Genomic DNA, 18,629 nt, shown 5'->3' on the forward strand with positions numbered 1-18,629 from the left:
GCGGGCCGCCGATCCCGGCGGCCCGTTCCACATTCGGGAGAAGCGTCTGATGCGGATATCCGCCCTGATTCCGGCCGTGCTGGCGGCCTCGACCCTCGCCACCTTCGCCGCCGGGCCGGCCCTCGCCACCCCCTGCGCCGAGGAGATCGCGACGCTCGAACGGCGTCTCGACAGCGCGGGCGCGGAGAAGGTGACCGGCAAGGAGCCCCCGGGCGGCCCGACCTCCTCCCATTCGGACAAGGCGCTCGCCCAGCCGCCCGCGGGCAAGCCAAGCGATCCGAGCGTCCAGCCCAGCGCCTCCGGCGTGAAGGAGGCCCGCGACCTCGTTCAGAAGGCCAAGACCGAGGAGAAGGCCGGGAATGCGGACGGGTGCCGGGACACGATCATGAAGGCTAAGGAGAAGGCAGGCGCCCTTCCGTAAGTGGGCAGCGGCGCGGGAGGCTGTCTTCCCGCGCCTCGCTCCCGCACGTTTCGGGGAGTGCGCGCGTCAGTACGCGTTCTGCGTCCTGAACAGCGCGAAGGGCGTCGTCAGAAGGATCTGCAGGTCTAGGAGGACCGACCAGTTCTCGATGTAATAGAGGTCGTGCTCGACCCGGCGCTGAAGTTTCTCGCTGGTGTCGGTCTCGCCCCGCCATCCGTTCACCTGGGCCCAGCCGGTGATGCCGGGCTTGACCCGATGGCGGGCGAAATAGCCATCCACGACCTGATCGTAGAGGGTGTTGGCGGCTTTCGCCTGGAGGGCGTGCGGGCGGGGGCCGACGAGCGAAAGGTCGCCCCTGATCACGTTCAGGAGCTGGGGCAGCTCGTCGAGGCTCGTCTTGCGGATGAAGCGGCCGACCGGCGTCACCCGCGGATCGCCCCGGGTAACTTGCTTGGCCGCACCGAGATCGCACTGGTCGACATACATCGAGCGGAACTTGAAGACCTCGATCAGCTCGTTGTTGAAGCCGTGCCGCTTCTGCCGGAACAGGACCGGCCCCGGCGAGGTCAGCCGGACGGCGAGCGCGACCGCGAGCATCACGGGCGCCAGAAGGACGAGGAGGGCGAGCCCGACGACCCGGTCGAAGGCCGCCTTGACCACCACGTCCCAGTCCGCGATCGGCTTGTCGAACACATCGAGCACCGGCACCGAGCCGATATAGGAGTAGGAGCGGGGGCGCAGGCGCAGCTTCGTGGCATGCGCCGAGAGCCGGATGTCGATCGGCAGCACCCAGAGCTTGGCGAGCATCTGCAGGATGCGCCCCTCGGCAGAGATCGGCAGGGTGAAGACGATCAGGTCGAGGCGGGCGTTGCGGGCATAGGCGACGAGGTCGCTCACGGTGCCGAGCTTCGGGTAGCCCGCGACGACGTCCGAGGAGCGGTCGTCGTTGCGGTCGTCGAACACGCCGACGATGCGAATGCCGGTGTCGCCCTGGGCCTCGAGCGCGCGGATAAGGTCGACGGCCACGGGGCCACCCCCGACGATGGCGGTGCGCCGGTCGAAGCGTCCCATGCGCACCTGCGCGCTCACGACCTGCGTGAGCAGGAAGCGGCCGGCGAGGACGAGGAGGAGGCCACCCGAGAAATAGGCGGCGAGCCAGAGCCGGGAATAGTTGTCGGCGACCTTGGCGAGAACCATGCCGGCGGCGACGAGCAGGAAGGCGAGGGCCCAGCCCGCCGACAGCTTGAGAGCGGCCGGGAAGAAGGCGCGGAACGCCGCCATCCGGTAGGTGCCCGCCCCCTGGAACAGGGCCAGCGCGAGGGCCGAGACCGCCAGGATCGCGGCACCATAGGGCATCCCGAGCGGCACGAGCCCCCGCAGCATCGCCTGATGCAGGGCAAGACCGAGGCTGGCGATCAGGACGAACTCCGCGGCCCTGACGCAACCGGCGAGCACCACCGGGGATATCATCGGTTTGGACTGGGGCGCGGTCGCCTCCGCGGGCGGCCGGTGAGGCATGTCGCCCGCTGCCACGGCCGCCACCTCGGGCTGACCGGCAACCTTCAGGAGATCGCGGACGTCGAAGGCACTCATCGGACACTCAGCCCCTGGCTGCCGTCTGTCGCGGCCGTGCTTTGGTCCAGCCTAGGGTTGCACAACCGCATCTCGAAAAGCTTAAAGCCCAGATCGGACGCGGACCGTGCCCGGCGTCGCGCCCGCACGCGATGCCGCCTCGTCAAGGCGGCGGGCGCGGAAGGCGGCGGCGTAGCCGGAGAGCACGTCGGCCCCCATCCGCTCCATGGAGAAGCGGAGACGCACGGAGGCGCTCAGTGCGGCGAAGCGGCTGCGCCGGGTCTCGGGCGCCTCGTCGAGAACGCGGGCGATCGCGGCCGTGAGGGCCGATGCATCGCGGGGCGGCACCAGATCGTCCGCGGCCGTGCCGAAGATCTCCGGGATGCCGCCGACATTCGTCGCGACGAGTGGCTGGGCCGCCGCCGCGGCCTCCAGAACCACATAGGGCAACGACTCGGCGAAGGAGGGCACCACCATGATGCGGCCGCGGGCGAGAACCGGCCGGATGGGCTGAGCGGGCTCGAAGGCGACGGCGTCCGCGAGTCCGAGGGTGCGAACCTGTCCGGCGAGACTCTCGGCGTCCGGGCCCGATCCCACCATAAGGAGTCGCACCGGCCGCCCCTCCGCACGCAATCGCGCCAGCGCCTGCAACAGGACGGGCAGGCCCTTGGCGTCCCGCAACTCGCCAACGTAGAGGAGGTCGAAGGGGTCGGAGGCCGGCTCGACGGGCGCGAACTCGGACGCCGCGATGCCGTTGTGGACGATCCGGGTGAGGCCCGCCGCGGTGCCGACATAGGCACGGTGGCGCTGCGCGACGTATTCGCTCTCGAACAGGAACACGTCGGTGCGCCGCGCGAGCACGCCCTCGGCCGCCATGTAGAGCCGGTGCATCGGTGTGCCGGGCCGATAATTATAGCTGCCGCCGTGCGGCGTGTAGGCGCGGATGACCGGAGCCTGACCCGGGATGGGGCAGAGCCGGGCGTAGGCGCCCCCCTTCGCGCCGTGTCCGTGCAGCACGTCGGCGCCGACCGCGCGGGCGCGCCGCGCCACCGCCAGCAGCGCGGCGGCATCGGAGAGGTGCGGGTTGCGGCGCATCGGCACCCGCGTCACCCCGAGCGCGAGACAGGGGGCGAGGTCGGCAAGGGCGGCCTCGGCCCGCGCGCCGCCGGTCGTCGCGTCGCAGACGATGCCGACCTGATGCCCGGAAGCGGCCTGCAATCGGGTGAGATCGACGACGTGCCGGAACAGCCCGCCGACCGGGGCGCGGAAGACGTGCAGGATCCGGTGCGGCTGGGCGGGCAGGAGCAGGGGGGCGGAGGGGGCGAGCACGGACGGCATCTCCGAGGACGGCGCGGAACCGGCTCGGAGGCTAGGACTCGACCCTTGCGCGGCGGGTTAAGGATCCGGCGGCGGGACATCCGACGCGGCGACGATCTGCGCGCAGGGTTAGGGCCGGGATAAGGAAATGGCGCAGTTTGCGCCGATCCGGCGAAGGCGAGGCGGACCTGTCGATCACACGGGCTCCGGGGGAGCCTCGGCGTCGAGGCGGTCCGGCACCGGCCGGGGAGCGTCCGGCATTCGCATCCCGCCCCCGTTGGGACGCACGCCTTCCGGACCGGCGGGCACGAGCGCTGCCGCGGACCGCCTCAGAAGAAGCGCTCCTTGACCATGATCGTGTCGCCCGGTCGCACCGGATAGGTCATCGGCACGATACCGGAGACGAGGCCGCCCGGGCCTTCGCGGGTCAGCACGGCGTAGTCGCGGGCCGCGCGTGGTCCGAAGCCCGCCGCGATGGCCACTGCCGTCTCCACCGTCATTTCGTTGACGTAGGGATACTGGCCCGAGGTCGTCACCTCGCCGAGGATGTAGAACGGCCTGTAAGCGTCGACCTCGACCGTCACGTGGGGTTCGCGCACGAAGCCCGCCGCCAGCTTGCCCTCGATGGTGCGCGCGGCCGCCGCGGTCGTCTGCCCGCCGATCGCTACCGTGCCGATCAGCGGCATGGCGATGCGGCCGGCGCCGTCGACCGCGTAGATGTTCGAGAGGTTGTCCTGGCCGAACACGATCACGCGCAGACGGTCGCCCGCCGACAGGGTGTAGCGCGCGCCGATAGACCCCGTGCCGGTCGCATCGAGCTGCTCTGTCCGGAAGTCCGGGCGCAGGCAGCCGCCCAACGCGAGGCTGGAAGTGAGAGCTAGAAGGAGTGCGCGCCGGTTCATCGACCCATGCCGCCGTGATTGTGCTCAACGGCGACGGTGTAGGCGGATATGGTTAATGAAGGCTGACGTCCCGGAAGGACGCAGCCACGACGGCTTCGGCCTTAACCCCTGATCAATCTTAACGGTTTCTACTGCGCCCTGATCCGATCCCGTGCAGCGGACACCGAAGACCTTGCGTACCGATCGTTCCACGCTCCGTGCCGTCCCCGAGGCCGGGCGCACAGCGCAAGCCGGCCCGCCGCCGGAGGGGCTCGCCCTGTCGCAGGTCGGTGGCGTCCTGCGCCGGTCCTGGCTCTGGATCGCCCTGCCGACCATCGCTGCCGGAGCGGCGGCCGTCGCCTTCGTTCAGGTCGTGCCGCCCCGCTACACCGGTGAGGCCAAGCTCCTCCTGGAGAGCCGCGAGGCCGGCTTCGCCCGTACGGCCCAGGAGCGGACCGACCAGCCCCAGCCCATCGACGAGCAGGCAGTGGCGAGTCAGGCGCAAGTCGTGATGTCGCGCGATCTCGCCCGCGAGGCGATCCGGCGGCTGAAGCTCGTCGGCAACCCGGAATTCGACCCGAGCGTCGATGGGCTCGGCCCGGTGCAGCGCGCATTGATGCTCGTCGGACTCGCCCAGAACCCGCTGGAGCGCCCCTCCGAGGACCGGGTGCTCGACGCCTATTTCGAGCGGCTCCTCGTCTATCCGGCCGGCAAGTCGCGGATCCTCAGTGTCGAGTTCCGCTCGAAGGATCCGGCGCTCGCAGCGCAGGGCGCCAACACCATCTCGGAACTCTACATCGCCTCGCTGGAGGCCGCGAAGGTCGACACCGCCCGCTACGCTTCGACCTGGCTCGGCGGCAACATCGAGACCCTGCGCAGCCGGGTGGCCGAAGCGGAGGCGAAGGTCGAAGCCTTCCGGGCCAAGAACGGGCTCGTGGCGGCGGGCGGCATTGCCGGCCAGCCGCTGAGCGGGCAGCAACTCGCCGAATTGTCGAGCCAGCTCTCGCACGCCCGCACCCTCAAGGCGGACCTTGATGGGCGCGTGAAGCTCATCCGCGAGATGATCAAGGACGGACGCGCCTTCGAGATCCCGGATGTCGCCAACAACGACTTGATCCGTCGCGTCGTCGAGAGCCGCATCACCCTGCGAGCGCAACTCGCCCTTGAGTCGCGCACGCTCCTCCCGGCTCATCCGCGCATCAAGGAGCTGACCGCGCAGGTCGCCGACCTCGACGGGCAGATCAAGTCCGCGGCCGAGCGGATCGGGCGGACGCTGGAGAACGACGCCAAGATCGCGGGGGCCCGCGTCGAGAGCCTTCAGGCGACGGTCGAGGGACAGCGGGACGTCGTCGTGAAGGGCAATTCGAGCGAGGTTCAGCTGAGGGCACTGGAGCGTGAGGCCAAGGCCCAGCGCGAGCAGCTCGAATCCTATCTTTCCCGCTACCGCGAGGCTGCGGCCCGCGATGCGGAGAGCGCGAGCCCGGCCGATGTGCGCATCGTCTCGCGGGCGGTCGTTCCGGAGCTACCGTCCTTCCCCAAGAAGCTGCCGATCGTCGGACTCGCAATGCTGTTCGCCTTTCTGTTCTCGGCGGGCGCGGTGATCGCGCGGCGCCTGCTCGCCAACCCGGGCGGCGCACCTCCGGCGGAAGCGGGGCGGTCCGACGGGAGCGAGGCGGCAGCGACCCGGCCGGAGCCCGCGCGCTTCACCTTCCCCGAAGCCGCTCCGCCGGCCTCTTGGCCGCCGCTCGCGCAGGCGACCGTCGGACCGGCGCCCGCGAGCGGCCCGGACAAGCCGACCCACCCGCGCGCGGAAACGGGCGCTCCGTTCGACCTCGGCCTCCTGATCGACCGCCTCGGTGCACAGGCTCGGGGCGAGGGCGGCCGTACCATCCTCGTCGTCGAGACCGAGACCGCAATGCGCGGCTCGGGGCGGCGTGCCCCGAAAGGGCTCGCCGAGACCCTGGCGGACACCCTGGCCGGCGGCGCCCGGGTTCTCGCGGTCGATCTCGATGGTCCGGCCAGCGGGCCGGACGAGCCGGGACTGACCGATCTCGTCGCCGGCGACGCCGCCTTCCTGGACGTGATCCAGCCCGTGCCGGGCTCTCGTCTCCACCGGGTCGCCCACGGATTCGTCGAGGGCGAGGTGCTGCTCGAAGAGCCGCAGGCACTCGCCATCTCCCTCGACGCGATGGCGGAGGCCTACGACTGGGTCGTGTGCAGCCAGCGCTTCCGGCCCGGGGAGGCGTCCCGGGCCCTCCTTGCGGAGGTCGCCGGACGGATGGACAGCGTCGTCATCGCCTCGAACGCATCGGCCGACGATGTTGACCTCGTCGCCCTGTACGGGATCGCGGAGGATGCGGGTGCGGGCCAGGTTCTGGTCGCGCAGGACAAGGTCGCGACCGCCGCCGAGGCGCTGGACCATGACATGCCGCTGCGCCTCTCGGCGGCTTGAGCCGGACCGTCAGGTGGCGGGGCGCAGGCGCCGCAGGCGCTGAGCCAGAGCCCAGAGGCGCGGGTCGCGCTTGATGCGCGCCCGCAGGCGGGTGGCGGCGCCGGCCGCGACGCCGTAGAGGCGGCCCCGCGCGCTCACCGGCAGGACGAACTCGGCGAGCTCGATCGTCTCGTCGCAGATGCTCGATTTGTAGCGCGCTTTTCCCACCCCGAGGTCGAAGGCGCGGCGCCCGCGCTCTGCCTGATCGCGCACGAGATGGTGCAGCAGGAGATCGCCGGGGCTGAAGCGGGAGACGTCCGCCGCCCCGTCGAAAGCCGTCATCATGCCGCTGAAGCGGCCGCAATCCACGGCGCCCCCGAAGGTCGCGAGGACCCGCCCGGTCTCCCGGGCGACCAGGGCGTGGATCTCGATTGCGGGCGTGCCCGCACCCGGATCGGCCGCTGCGGCGAGGAAGCTCCGAATGGATTCGTCGGCGTAAGGATCCGCGATGCAGAGGCTCGCGAAGCGGGCGGCCTTATGGGCAAAGAAGGCGCCGAGGTAGGAATCCATCTCGGCTCTCGTCTCCGCCCGCCGATAGTCAAGCGGGCCGACCGCCTCGATCAGGCGCTTCTCCTTCGAACGCAGTTTCTTGCGGGCATCCGCGCTGAAGGCGCGCCGCAGGGTTGCCTCGGAGTCGGGCCCCAGCATCAGGCCGTAGGCGTCGTTCGCGCCCGGTCGCGCCCCGATCGCGAGCGGGTTGACGGCGCCGTCCCAGGTCCGCGGCTGGTGCGTCAGGAGGTAGAGATCGATGCCGGCCTTCGGCGCGACGCGCACGAGGAGATCGACGAGATCTTCGTGCCGGATCGCGGTCGCCTCCCGGCTCGCGAAGAGGGGCAGGTGATAGTTCGCGTGGGTGCCGCCGACGACGCGCGCGACCCGCACGCCTCGCTCTCGGCGAATGGCGAGCGGCATCAGGAGGCGCGGCCACCCGCTCGCGTCGCGCAGGACGACGACGCGGAGCGGCCCCGCCGCGGCGCCCTTGCGCAGGAAGGCGGCCACCCAGTCGAAGCGCTGGTAGGGCGTGCCGAGGCAGTCGGGACCGCTCTCCAGTTTCCGCCAGATCGCCTCGACGGCACCGAGATCGGACCAGACTTCCGCCCGCATGCCCCCGTGTGCTCCTTGCACGCCCTCTGCGACCAGGGATGCTCCGGACCAGTCCTGGACGAGAACCGACATCGGCCGAACTCTCCCGCAGCGCCGCCCGTGGGCGCCAGATCGGGTACATTTAGGGGGCCCTGTCCTAAGGCCGGGTGTCGCTGCGCCTGTGACCTGCTGGTGTGGGTAACGAAACCTTGTCGGTCCTCGGGTTAGAGGTCACGGAACCGCCCCGAGCGGCGCCGGGAGGCCCTCCCTTGCTCTCTCCACGCAATCGCCGTCGCCTGTTCGAGGCCGGATTCCGCGTCGTCTCCGGCCTCGCGGCCGACCGCTGGCTGGAGCCGGCGGCCCGGGGGCGTGGTCTGATCCTGACCTTTCACCACGTCACGCCCGATGCACCCGGTCCCTTCGCACCGAACCGCCTCCTCAGCATCACGCCGGGCTTTCTCGACCGGACCCTGACGGCTCTGCGCGAGCGGGGTTTCTCCATCGTTCCCCTCGACGAGGTGCCGGAGCGCCTGACCCGGGCCGGCCAGAAGCCCTTCGCCGCCCTCACCTTCGACGATGGCTACCGCGACAACGCGATCCACGCGGCGCCGGTGCTCGCCCGCCATCGCGCGCCCTGGACGCTGTTCGTGACAAGCGATTTCGCCGACCAGCGGGGCCGGCTCTGGTGGCTCGAACTGGAGCGGGCAATCCGACGTCTCGACCGGGTCCGGGTCGCGAGCGGGGAGGGGGCCGGCATCGACCTTCCGGCCCGCACCGCATCCGAGAAGACAGCCGCATTCGAGGCGGTCTACCGGGCGTTGCGAACGGGGTCGGAGGATCGGCTCCTGAGCGTCGTCGCGGATCTCTGCGACCGGGCCGGCGTCCGGGCCGGCAGCATCGCGGCGGAGCTCTGCCTCGACTGGAGCGAATTGCGGGATCTGTCCCGCGCCCCCGCCGTGACGATCGGGGCGCATACGCGCTCGCACCCGATGCTCGCCAAGCACGACAGGGACGTCGCCGGCGCCGAGATCGCGGAAGGCCGCGCCCGCATTGAAGCGGCACTCGCGCGCCCCGTGCGCCATCTCTCCTACCCGGTGGGAGACCGGACTTCGGCGGGGCCGCGGGATTTCGCGTTGGCGCGCGATCTCGGTTTCGCCACGGCGGTGACGACGCGGCCGGGGCATCTGTTCGCGCAGCATGCCGACCACCTGCACGCCCTGCCGCGGGTTTCGGTCAACGGCTGTCACCAATCGCGGGCCGCCCTGAACGGCCTCCTCTCGGGCGTGCCGTTCCTCGCCTGGAATCGCGGCCGGCGCCTCGACGTCTCCTGACGCGCCTCAGCGCCTGCGGCGGCGCCGGTAGCTGCGTGTCTCCTCGGAGCCGCCGGCGGTGAAGACGGCGACCTGACGGCCCCGGCGCCCGTAGCGCGAGCGCCCGCGACGGCCGCGGCCGACCTCCGGCGTCGGATCCTCGGCCATCGGGATCGCGGCGGCCGTCACCGGCGGCGCCGATGACGCCGCCCCGTCACCACCCGCGATGTTCTTGGCGGCGGGCCCGAATATCGACAGGCACTGGTTGTAGGCGAGATCGTTCTTCAGCCGCTCGCAATCACCGATCGAGCGGGGCGTCTCTTGCGCCGCGAGCGGGGTGCACGCGAGGAGAAGGAAGCCGACGAGGCCGAGGCGGCGCGGAAGAGCACGGGGCATGGGGCGGGGAAGGACCAGAATCGGGGTTCGCAGACACTGATGCCCCGCTTCTGGCGCCCGAGTGCGGCGAAATCGCGGGCGCTCCGCCGTCCAACGGGATCGGTCAGGCATCCGGCCGCTCCATCCAGCGGATCACGGGCATCAGGGGAAAGATCCAGGCGATGCCGAGCAGGCAGTAGAGCACGGTCTGCACAGGGGCGGGGGCCTCGGCGATGCGGCTGTCGGCGAGCGCCATCGCGAGCGGCGCGTAGATGATGACGAAAGCCAGGATCACGATCGTTCCGATCAACGTGCGGGTCCGGCGGGCCATCGGGATCGTCTCCTCAATCGTCTCTCCCCAGCCGGGCGGAAGCGGACAGGGCAGTCCGGTGGGATTGCATCTGCCCCACCGGGAACGCCGCGAGGGCTACTGCGCCCCCCATCCGATGGCAACACGGCTCGGCGCCGCATCGGCGGGATCCCCGGCGAGGGCGCTCTGCGTCACCGGCAGGCGTTGCCCCGCCCGCGCAGGCTGCCGTAAGAGCCTGCCCCGACAGCGCCCGCTCCCTTCGGTTCATCCCGCGACGGGCGGCGTCCGACAAAGCCCCGAGCGAGCGACACGATGATCTCCGCCGCGACCGCGACTCCCCCGGCAAACCGCGCCGTGCGCACCTGGCTCCATCTGCTCGCCGCCCTCGTGGTGGCGATGGTGGCGGTGGGCGGCGCGACCCGGCTCACCGGCTCCGGCCTCTCGATTACGGAGTGGCGTCCGGTCACCGGAGCCGTCCCGCCCCTCTCGGCCGAGGCCTGGGCGGCGGAATTCGACAAGTACAAGGACACGCCGCAATACCGGATTCTCAACCAGGGTCTGGGGCTTGCCGATTTCAAGGTTCTCTATGCCTGGGAATGGGGGCACCGGATGCTGGGGCGCCTCATCGGCCTCGCCTTCTTCCTGCCCCTCATCTGGTTCTGGCTGCGCGGGAGCCTCGGCGGCCGCCTCGGCCTCGCCCTGCTCGGGCTCGGCGTCCTCGGCGGGCTCCAGGGCGCGATAGGCTGGATCATGGTCGCCTCTGGCCTGCAGCCCGGCATGACGGCGGTCGCCCCCCTCAAGCTCGCCCTGCACCTGACCACCGCGAGCCTCATCCTCGCGGGCCTCGTCTGGCTCGCGACCGGCCTACGGGGGGCGTCGATCCCGCCGGCCAAGGCACGGCTGCGGCGCACCGCCTACGCCCTCCCGATCCTTGTGCTGATGCAGATCTTCCTCGGTGGCCTCGTGGCGGGCTCCCATGCCGGGCTCGTCTACAACACCTGGCCCACCATGAACGGCGAGTGGGTGCCGGCCGTATCGGGGCTGTTCGTGGTCAAGCCCTGGATCGAGAACTTCGTCGACAACGTCACCCTGGTCCAATTCAACCACCGCCTGACCGCCTACCTCATCGTCGCGGTGGCGCTCGTCCACGCGGTCGATGCGCGCCTGTCCGGCGGCAAGGCCCTGGCCCGGCGTGCGACCGGCATCGCCGCGCTCACCCTCGCCCAGGCCACACTCGGCATCACGGCGCTGCTGCTCGCCGTGCCTCTCTGGGCCGCGCTCGCTCATCAGGTCTCGGCGATGGCGGTGCTCGTCATGGCGGTGGTCCATGCCCGCCTCAGCCGCGGCACGCTGCCTGCATCCTCACGTCTCGGCCCGGCGAGCGTCCCCTTCGGCTACGAAGCGATGGCCGCCACCCGGGCGTGACGCGACGGTTGCCAATGCTCACGAGAGCAAACCGAGTCGGAGGGCGGACGGGCACCGCATCGCCGTCGCACTCTACAGGTGCGGCACGTCTTCGCCCTGCGGCGAAACGTCTTGCATCGCACCAATCTTCACTATGTGGGTGGAAATAGCTGGGAGTAACCGCGCCTCGGTAGTTTGTCCACGGAACGACTTGCCGAGAAAAAGCTTAAGCTCGACGTGGTGCTGGAGGCAGAGATGTTCCTGGCGGAAGATGGACGACCCGTTGGGCTGACTTGGAGCTATACCCGTCGCGAGATCATGGCCGATGGGGTGATCCATTGTCTCGGCGTGGCGCTCGGTCTTGCCGGTGCCGTCGCTCTCGTGGTCACGGCTACGATGGCCCATCTCGGCTGGGGCGCACGCGCCGCCATCGTCGTCTACGCCACCGTCCTCGTCTCGATGCTGGCCGTCTCGGCGATCTACAACCTGCACCCGGTTCATCCGCGCAAGTGGCTATTGCGACGCGCCGATCACGCCCTGATCTACCTGATGATCGCCGGAACCTACACGCCGCTTGTCACTCTCGTCGGCACGGGCCCGACGGCCTACGGGCTCCTCGCCTTCATCTGGGTCGTGGCCGGCATCGGCATCGCGGTGAAGCTGTTCCTGCCCGGCCGTTTCGACCGTCTCTCGATCGCCCTCTACCTGATGCTCGGCTGGAGCGGCCTTCTCGCCTACGAATCCGTCATCGCGGCCCTGCAGCCCACCGCGCTCTGGCTCCTGGCGGTAGGCGGCCTGCTCTACTCCTTCGGCGTCGTCTTCCACGTCTGGCGGAGCCTGCCCTTCCAGAACGCGATCTGGCACGGCTTCGTGCTCGTCGCCACGGCCTGCCATTATGGGACGGTGTGGGCGAGCCTGTCCGGCGCGACGGCAGCCTGACAGGCTGTCCGAGCTACGGCTGCGTCACCCAAGGGTTGATCACGCGGATTGCGGCGGCTTCAGTCTGCACCGGCGCGGAATCCCGCGGTGCGGCGTCCCGCTTCAGCCGGGGGATCTGACGACGGGCCTCGTCGGCGGGGAGCGCGCCAACCGGGGCGATCATGGCGGCGAGGAGCCGGCGGGTCTTCTTGTCGACCTGTCGCGAGCGATCGACGGGCTCGAACTCGTGCAGTGCGTGCTTCTTGTCCGGATTGCCGGTGAAGACGCGGGCACCATCCTTCAGGATCACGATGTCGCCGGGACGCAGGGTCTCGTCCTTGAGGAGCGCCGCAGCCGGGCCGGCCTTCATGTCGAGAGGCTGCTGACGGTCGGTGACGCGGACCTTGAGCGGCTCGGGCTTCGGCAGCGCCGCGTAGCGGACCTTCGGGCGAAGCCGGGCGGTGCGGGCATGACGTCGCCCGTAATAGCGCTCGGGCGAGGGCATCTGCACGTCGGCCGGCTCCGGCTGGGCCGCGGGCTGCGCCGGGGAGAAGAGCTGGCGGAAGAGGCCGCCGAGCCCCTCCTCCTGCGCCTGAACGGCTGCGGTGCCCAGCACCATCCCGGCCGCGGCGAGGGCTATCACGATACCGTGATTCCGTGAATGACGGGCGAGTCGGGCTTGGGTCGTCGGCATCGGTCCCCTCCGGCAGGCTCTCCCGCGCCTGCGGCGGGACGTCCCACCTTCAACGGAGGGTTAACGTGACAGTTCCGATGCAATTCCTGGTTTGAGAAATCCGCACGATCAGCCGGGGGCGGCCTCGTCGCCCTCGCCGATGCAATCGAGGGCTCGCTCGACGGCGCTGACCGCGTCGAGGAGATTCTGCACCGTGCGCTCCACCTCGAGAGGCGGACGGCCCATCGCGGCGGCGCGCGCGCTGAGCGCCTCCAACTGCTCCAGGACGTCCAAGAGGTCGCCGGCGACGGCCACGACCTCGCACCGCGCGAGTTGTACGGCGGGCTGACGCTGGCGGAAGGGCAGAACGTTGCTCATCGACGCCAGTCTTCTTCAAAAGCGGGAGGATTCGCCAGAGTCCGCACCCGATCCTCCACACGATTGCCGCGGTTGCGTGGCCGATTCGACGCGGATTGGTGTGTTTTCCGTGGCCGCCCGGCATCACCCTGTCGGCAATGCTGCACCGCCCATGAACCATGCGCTTGACGGGGCTGCCCAGGCGGCACCACCACGGCGCGACCCCGAGCGAGACCGCTCAGCGACGAGATCTGGAAGACGATATGCGCCTCAAGCCCCTCGCCCTCATCGCGGTCCTCGCGGCCGGCCTCGGCGCCTGCAACAGCGTCGAGGGCACCGACAGCCGCAGCGGCTTCGCCGAAACCTTCAGCTCGGACAATTTCCGCCGCTCGAACGACACCAACGGCACCCAGACCCGCCGCGACGTGAACCGCCTCTACACTCAGCCGTCGATGCCCTCGATCGCGAACCGGGGCAACTGAGGTCGGCCGCAGCGCGGGCCGACCACCGCACCCGTTCGAGAGGCGTTGGTCCGCGCCAGCGGATCCGACCCGCTTGACGGATCAGATGGTCGTTCATCCCGACCCTTTCCCGATACGGGAGAGGAGCCTGTGCCGGGCTTCACCGGACGATGTTGCGGCCCCTACCGCTTCGCCAGCGCGTCGGCGAAGGCCGCGATGCGGTTGCGGGCGTAGGTCGGCAGGCCTGCGCTGATCGAGTTGCCGGTGTTGAAGCTCGAATTGCCCATCAGCACCTGCGCCGGCAGCAGGTTCTTCAGCACCGGCACGCGGGCGTATTCCGCCTTGCGGTCGAGGACGTCAGCTTTGATGGCGAGCGCCATGTAGGTCGTCACCACCGTCTTCGCCGGGTCGCCCGGCATCGGCTGGAACACGGCTAGGAACTTGCCGAAACGCAGGATCTGGTTGACCCAGAAAATCGTCTGCTCGAGACCGCCCGTCACCGCCGTGTCGAGCTTCGTGAGCTTGGCGAGCGAGGCGGCCTCCGTCGGGGGAAGGGTGCGCAACTCGCTCTGGAAGGAGACGAACTCGGCGATCTTCTTCGACGAGCCCTCCTCCAGCTTGTTCGCGAGTTTCACGCCGAGCGGCAGCTTGCCCTCGAGATCGTAGCGCGACTCGATGCAGGCGGCGCCGTCCGCGCACCAGGGCCGATCGGGCCGCTTGGCGAAAGCGGCCGCAGGGTCCTTCGTCGGGGTCACGTCGGCGGGACTGAGCGCCCTGTGCTTGATGGCTGGATCCATCGTCTGGACGAACCCGAGAGTCGCGAAGGCCGCGAGGTCGACCGCCTCGGGCGGGCGGGCCACCACGAAGCGCCCCTCCGCCACGTAGACCTTGAGGGTCTCGTGCCGGGGCTTCGTCACGCCGTTCACGGTGACCGTGTAATCAGGCTCCTTGTAGCCGGGAAAGGGGGCGAGAGCGGCCGCCTCGGCCGGGCGGTTGCGGACCCAGTCGAGATAGGGCGTCAGGCCGTTCTCGGGCGCCGACGGGTTGTCCCTGTGGTCGGTGAACAGGATCGTGCCGGGCCTGATCTGCGCAGGGTCGAGAGCCGTGACCGAGGGCACCTCGCGGATGCGCTCGGGCGCGGCCGGGGCCTGCGCCGCCATGCCGGGCGTCGATTCCTTCGCCTGGGCCAGCGCCGGGGCGGAATACCCGCCGAGGAGGGGCAGGGCCAGCGCGTAGGCAAGGGATGCCGTCAGATGCGTCCGCACGTCTCGGGCCTCTGGTTCGGGGATGTGGGGCTGTGGGGATGGGCGCTCAGTAGCGCGGATCGTCGCCGAAGAGCCAGTCCGGGTCGCGGCGGCGGGGCCGCGGCCATTCCTCGTCTCCGAAGGGCGAGCGGCTCGTCTGGCCGGGCCAGGCCCGCGCGCCGTCCTGGTAGCCGTCGATGTCGTCTTGCGCACGGCGGGTGCGGCCCGGTTGCTGGCTGCGTCCGCCATAAGGATCGAGGAAGTCTCCATCGGGCGCGCGGTTGCCGAAGAAGTCGCCGCGCGTGTCGGCGCCGTCCTCCGCGCCGCCGAGGCCGGCATCGCCGTCCTCCGCGTCCGGCCGCATCGCGTAGAGGGTCTCGCGCGGCACGAGACGGTACTGGGTGTCGGCCATGCGGCCGTCCGCTTGTGTGCGGAAATGCTCCAGGAAGCCGCCGCCGGCGATGCGCTCGCCGCTGCGGGGGTCGACGGGCAGGTCGATCAGGTTGCGACGCGCCTCCTGCGAGGGCGGTGCGAGTGGCGTGCGCGCCACCCCGTTCGCCCAGGCGGCCTGCAGGATCGAGCCCGCGATCGGCACCGCCACGTGCCCGCCCGTCTGGCCACGCCCCAGCGTGCGGCGGGTGCCGTCGGCGTTGTCATAGCCCACCCAGACCACGATTGTGACCTCGTTGGTGAAGCCCGCGAACCACGCGTCATTCTCGTTCTCCGAGGTGCCGGTCTTGCCCGCGACGTAGGCGGAGTTGCGGGCGAGCGCCGCGGCGGTGCCGTGGTTGGTCACGCCCTGCAGCATGGTCTTGAGCTGATAGAAGGCGACCCGGTCGGCTGAGCCGATCCGCACGGGCTCGCGCGCGGCGTGTGCGTAGATCGCCTTGCCGTCCCTCTCGATGCTCTCCAGGGCGTAGGGCGTCGGGCGCGCGCCCTCGTTCGCCACCGTGGCGTAGAAGGCGGCGAGGTCGAGCATCCGCACCGGCTGGGCGCCCAGGACGAAGGGATAGTAGCGCTCGCACTCGGCATAGATCTGGGCCTCGAGCGCGATGTCGCAGACGCGCTGCAGGCTCGCAGGCGCCTTCTCGGCGATGCCGCCCTGTAGGAGGCGGGCGGTGACAAGGTTTTTCGAGAATTCGAGGCCCCGCCGCAGCGTGGTCGCGCCCGAACCGCCGCCGTCGTAGTTCTTGGGCGACCAGGCATCGCCGACGCCGCCGATGGGGGGCAGCGTCACGGCGGAATCCATCACCAGCGTATTCGGCTGCAGCCCAGCGTTGAGGGCGGCGAGATAGGTGAGGGGCTTCAGGGTCGAGCCCGGTTGGCGCACGGCCTGGGTCACGCGGTTGAGCTGGCTGACCGGGTACGAGAAGCCGCCGGACATGGCGAGGATGCGGCCGGTGCGGTTCTCCAGGACGAGGGCGGCCCCCTGGACCGTCGGCCGCACCCGTATCTCGGCGCGCAGCGCGCCCTTGGCGTCACGCAGCTTGACCCGCACCACGTCGTAGGGCTGCAGCCTGCCGCGCGCGATGCCGGGATCGAGGCTCGCGACCCGCCCGTCGGCGAGCCCGACCTTCACGGCCCCGCGCCCCGTCTCCAGGACCACGGCGAGCGGCCAGTGCACATCGTAGAGAGGCGCCCGCGCGCTCTCGAGCGCCCGGAGCCAGGCCGGCTTCGGGCCCGCGACCTTGGTGGCAGGCGGCCGCGCGCTCGCGGCCTTGACCGCCTTGCGGGCTTCCGGCAACGCCTTCGCCTCGACCGGGACGGGGGGTGCCGGTTGCGCGGCGGCAGGGGCCGCGGAAGGCGCCGGGGCAGCGGCCTCGATCTTCCGCACGGCGTCGGCGAGGTTGAATTCCGGCCCCGTGAAGCTCTGGCGGCCCGTGGCGCGCTCGTAATTCGCGAGGCCGTCCTGAAGCACGCTCTCGATCGCCCGCTGCAGCCCGGCATTGACAGTCGAGCGAACGGTGAAGGAGGCGGCGGTGAGCGAGTCGAGGCCGCCGAAGGTGCGCGCCTCGCGGGCGAGGTGGTCGACCACGTAGAAACCGGAATCGCGCCGGGCCGTCTCGACGGGCTTCAGGCCGAGATCGGACTTCACGGCCTCCGCCATCTGCTCCTCGGTGATCGCACCCTCCTCCTTGAGGCGGGAGAGCACGTAGGCGCGCCGCTCGCGGGCGCGGTCCGGGTACCTGTCGGGGCTGTAATAGTTCGGCCCCTTCGGCATGCCGGCGAGGAGGGCCGCCTCGGGCAGGGTGAGGTCGCCGACCGATTTTCCGAAATAGCTGCGCGCGGCCATCTCGATGCCGTAGGCGCCGCGGCCGAGATAGATGCCGTTCAGGTAGAGACCGAGGATCTCGGGCTTCGAGAGAATCCGTTCGAGCCGCGCCGCCACGATCATCTCGCGGATCTTGCGCTCGTAGGTGACGTCGTCGCCGACCGAGAGATTCTTGACCACCTGCTGCGTGATGGTCGAGCCGCCCTGCGGGCGCCCCGGCGAGGCGAGGTTGCCGATGAAGGCGCGGATGACGCCGCGCTCGTCGATGCCGTGGTGGCTCTCGAAGCGCTTGTCCTCCGCCGCGACGAAAGCCTTGCGCACGAGGGGCGGCACCGAGGCGATCGGCACGGTGAGACGGCGCCCATTCGGCTCGAAGGTCTCGGCGTAGGGCTTGCCCGACCCGTCGAGGATGACGCTGGCGCCGGGAAGCTTCGCGTCCCGCAACGCCTCGGCCGAGGGCAGGTCGGTGACGGCCTTGTTATAGAAGGCGATCACCTCGGAGGCGTCGAAGGGTGAATCCTTCGGGTTCTCGCCCTTGCAGAACTGGCGGTAGCTCGTGCTGAGTTCCCCAATGTCGAGCCCGTGCAGGAGCTTCGGCGCGCCCGCGCCCGCGCCCGCCACCGCACTCGGATCCTCCATCGCTGTCGAGATCAACTCGTCGAGGTTGATGTCCTCGATGTCGAAGGCCTTGCGCATGTGCGCGCAGCCGTCGCGCAGGATCTGCACGACCTCCGCCCCGTCCTTCGCCGGATCGAACTGGGTCCTGACCGCGTCGGGCCGGGTCGTGACCTGACTCAACGTGAGGGCCGTCGCGAACAGCTTGATCAGGATGATGTTCATCAGGGGGCGGGCACCGGCCGGCTTCACACAACGCGCGGGGAGGCCGCGCGGATCAAGCGCGGCCGTCCCGACCCCAGATGGGGATCACAACGCGGCTGATTTAAGGTGCCCGGCCATCCGCCGCCCGGATCGTGAAGGGCTGCTCGATCTCGGTGCTCATCTTTCGAACGGTGTCGTTGAGGGTGACGGCGAGGACGTAGTCGCCCGCCGGGGCCCCGTCGAGCGTGATTGTCAGATTGAGGAAGAACTCCCGCGCCCGCGCGTGGCTCGTCAGGCTGTAGCTCTGGAAGGCCTTCTGGCTGCCGAGTTCCTCGCCGGACTTCGTCCGGATCGCGAAGTCGATCGTGCCCTCGAAGGTGTAGAGGTCGCCGGATTTGCGGTAGGCGAAGCCGAGGGGCTCGACCTAGCTGACGAGCGGCTCGCCTGGTGCGAAGACGTTCGAGCCGCGCGCGTCGTAGTCGCCGTAGAGCGCCGCCTTGCGGGTGACGAACATCGCCCGGCGTGTCGAGAAGGGCAGCCGCTCCCAGGCCTCCGAGGCGGCGCGCTCGGCCGCCTCGTACGCATCGCGGTTCGAGCCGGTGGGGGCACTCTGTCCGCCGCCGATCTTCGCCTTCGCGCCGGACCAGAAATCGTCCGCGGCCGCTGGCCCGGCGGCGACGCCTGCCGCCAGGGCGGCTGCAAGAATTTTGCGCATCACGGC

17 protein-coding genes are annotated in these 18,629 nt (G+C 70.4%); 6 read left to right on the forward strand and 11 right to left on the reverse strand.

From position 1 onward, the window contains the following. Positions 1–49 precede the first annotated feature (49 nt). On the forward strand, positions 50–421 hold the full coding sequence (locus DK389_RS20770; protein WP_109892414.1) for a hypothetical protein: 372 nt from the start codon (positions 50–52) through the stop codon (positions 419–421). Positions 422–487: 66 nt separating this feature from the next. On the opposite strand, the gene DK389_RS20775 is transcribed toward DK389_RS20770, so the two are convergent. From DK389_RS20775 to DK389_RS20785, 3 genes are all read right to left on the reverse strand, one after another. Continuing rightward, positions 488–2,014 (reverse strand): undecaprenyl-phosphate glucose phosphotransferase, encoded by a 1,527-nt coding sequence (locus tag DK389_RS20775; protein WP_109892416.1) that lies wholly within the window; start codon positions 2,012–2,014, stop codon positions 488–490. Positions 2,015–2,095: 81 nt separating this feature from the next. After that, on the reverse strand, positions 2,096–3,331 hold the full coding sequence (locus DK389_RS20780; protein WP_109892418.1) for a glycosyltransferase family 4 protein: 1,236 nt from the start codon (positions 3,329–3,331) through the stop codon (positions 2,096–2,098). Positions 3,332–3,639: 308 nt separating this feature from the next. After that, positions 3,640–4,212 carry a polysaccharide biosynthesis/export family protein gene (locus DK389_RS20785; RefSeq protein ID WP_109892420.1) on the reverse strand — a complete coding sequence of 191 codons (573 nt, stop codon included), beginning with the start codon at positions 4,210–4,212 and terminating at the stop codon, positions 3,640–3,642. A 172-nt stretch (positions 4,213–4,384) separates the two neighbouring features. Here DK389_RS20785 and DK389_RS20790 point away from each other — a divergent pair, with 172 nt between their 5' ends. Further along, complete coding sequence (locus DK389_RS20790; RefSeq protein ID WP_418291957.1) at positions 4,385–6,643, forward strand: GumC family protein; 2,259 nt, start codon at positions 4,385–4,387, stop codon at positions 6,641–6,643. A 9-nt stretch (positions 6,644–6,652) separates the two neighbouring features. On the opposite strand, the gene DK389_RS20795 is transcribed toward DK389_RS20790, so the two are convergent. Beyond that, positions 6,653–7,858: a GNAT family N-acetyltransferase gene (locus tag DK389_RS20795; protein WP_109892422.1), complete on the reverse strand. Its 1,206-nt coding sequence runs from the start codon at positions 7,856–7,858 to the stop codon at positions 6,653–6,655. 176 nt (positions 7,859–8,034) lie between these two features. On the opposite strand from DK389_RS20795, the gene DK389_RS20800 reads away from it, so the two are divergent. Then, positions 8,035–9,096, forward strand: a complete 1,062-nt coding sequence (locus DK389_RS20800; protein ID WP_109892424.1) for a polysaccharide deacetylase family protein — start codon at positions 8,035–8,037, stop codon at positions 9,094–9,096. 6 nt (positions 9,097–9,102) lie between these two features. Here the strand turns inward: DK389_RS20800 and DK389_RS20805 are convergent, their stop codons facing one another. Next, entirely contained in the window at positions 9,103–9,471 is a 369-nt protein-coding gene (locus tag DK389_RS20805; protein ID WP_109892426.1) for a hypothetical protein, read from the reverse strand. Between the two features lie 103 nt (positions 9,472–9,574). Further along, positions 9,575–9,781, reverse strand: coding sequence for a DUF2842 domain-containing protein (locus tag DK389_RS20810; protein WP_109892428.1), 207 nt, complete (start codon positions 9,779–9,781; stop codon positions 9,575–9,577). 291 nt (positions 9,782–10,072) lie between these two features. Between DK389_RS20810 and DK389_RS20815 the strand changes: the two genes are divergently transcribed. Both DK389_RS20815 and trhA read left to right on the forward strand, forming a co-directional pair. Continuing rightward, on the forward strand, positions 10,073–11,185 hold the full coding sequence (locus DK389_RS20815; RefSeq protein ID WP_109892430.1) for a COX15/CtaA family protein: 1,113 nt from the start codon (positions 10,073–10,075) through the stop codon (positions 11,183–11,185). Positions 11,186–11,419: 234 nt separating this feature from the next. Next, positions 11,420–12,103 (forward strand): PAQR family membrane homeostasis protein TrhA, encoded by a 684-nt coding sequence (trhA, locus tag DK389_RS20820; RefSeq protein WP_109896670.1) that lies wholly within the window; start codon positions 11,420–11,422, stop codon positions 12,101–12,103. Between the two features lie 13 nt (positions 12,104–12,116). Here the strand turns inward: trhA and DK389_RS20825 are convergent, their stop codons facing one another. Both DK389_RS20825 and DK389_RS20830 read right to left on the reverse strand, forming a co-directional pair. Further along, positions 12,117–12,725, reverse strand: coding sequence for a hypothetical protein (locus tag DK389_RS20825; RefSeq protein WP_236960202.1), 609 nt, complete (start codon positions 12,723–12,725; stop codon positions 12,117–12,119). Positions 12,726–12,884: 159 nt separating this feature from the next. After that, on the reverse strand, positions 12,885–13,133 hold the full coding sequence (locus tag DK389_RS20830; RefSeq protein ID WP_109892434.1) for a hypothetical protein: 249 nt from the start codon (positions 13,131–13,133) through the stop codon (positions 12,885–12,887). Between the two features lie 242 nt (positions 13,134–13,375). Here DK389_RS20830 and DK389_RS20835 point away from each other — a divergent pair, with 242 nt between their 5' ends. Next, the gene (locus DK389_RS20835; protein ID WP_109892436.1) at positions 13,376–13,594 is read left to right on the forward strand and encodes a hypothetical protein; all 219 of its coding nucleotides are present in this window, start codon (positions 13,376–13,378) and stop codon (positions 13,592–13,594) included. A 161-nt stretch (positions 13,595–13,755) separates the two neighbouring features. Here DK389_RS20835 and DK389_RS20840 read toward each other — a convergent pair whose 3' ends face one another. From DK389_RS20840 to DK389_RS20850, 3 genes are all read right to left on the reverse strand, one after another. Then, positions 13,756–14,838, reverse strand: coding sequence for a hypothetical protein (locus DK389_RS20840; protein ID WP_109892438.1), 1,083 nt, complete (start codon positions 14,836–14,838; stop codon positions 13,756–13,758). Positions 14,839–14,884: 46 nt separating this feature from the next. Beyond that, a complete protein-coding gene (locus tag DK389_RS20845) occupies positions 14,885–17,929 on the reverse strand; it encodes a penicillin-binding protein 1A (RefSeq protein WP_109896672.1) in 3,045 nt (1,014 codons plus the stop codon). Positions 17,930–18,332: 403 nt separating this feature from the next. Then, a complete protein-coding gene (locus tag DK389_RS20850) occupies positions 18,333–18,626 on the reverse strand; it encodes a hypothetical protein (RefSeq protein ID WP_162560741.1) in 294 nt (97 codons plus the stop codon). Between the last annotated feature and the right edge of the window lie 3 nt (positions 18,627–18,629).

This window comes from Methylobacterium durans (assembly GCF_003173715.1).
Taxonomy (GTDB): domain Bacteria; phylum Pseudomonadota; class Alphaproteobacteria; order Rhizobiales; family Beijerinckiaceae; genus Methylobacterium; species Methylobacterium durans.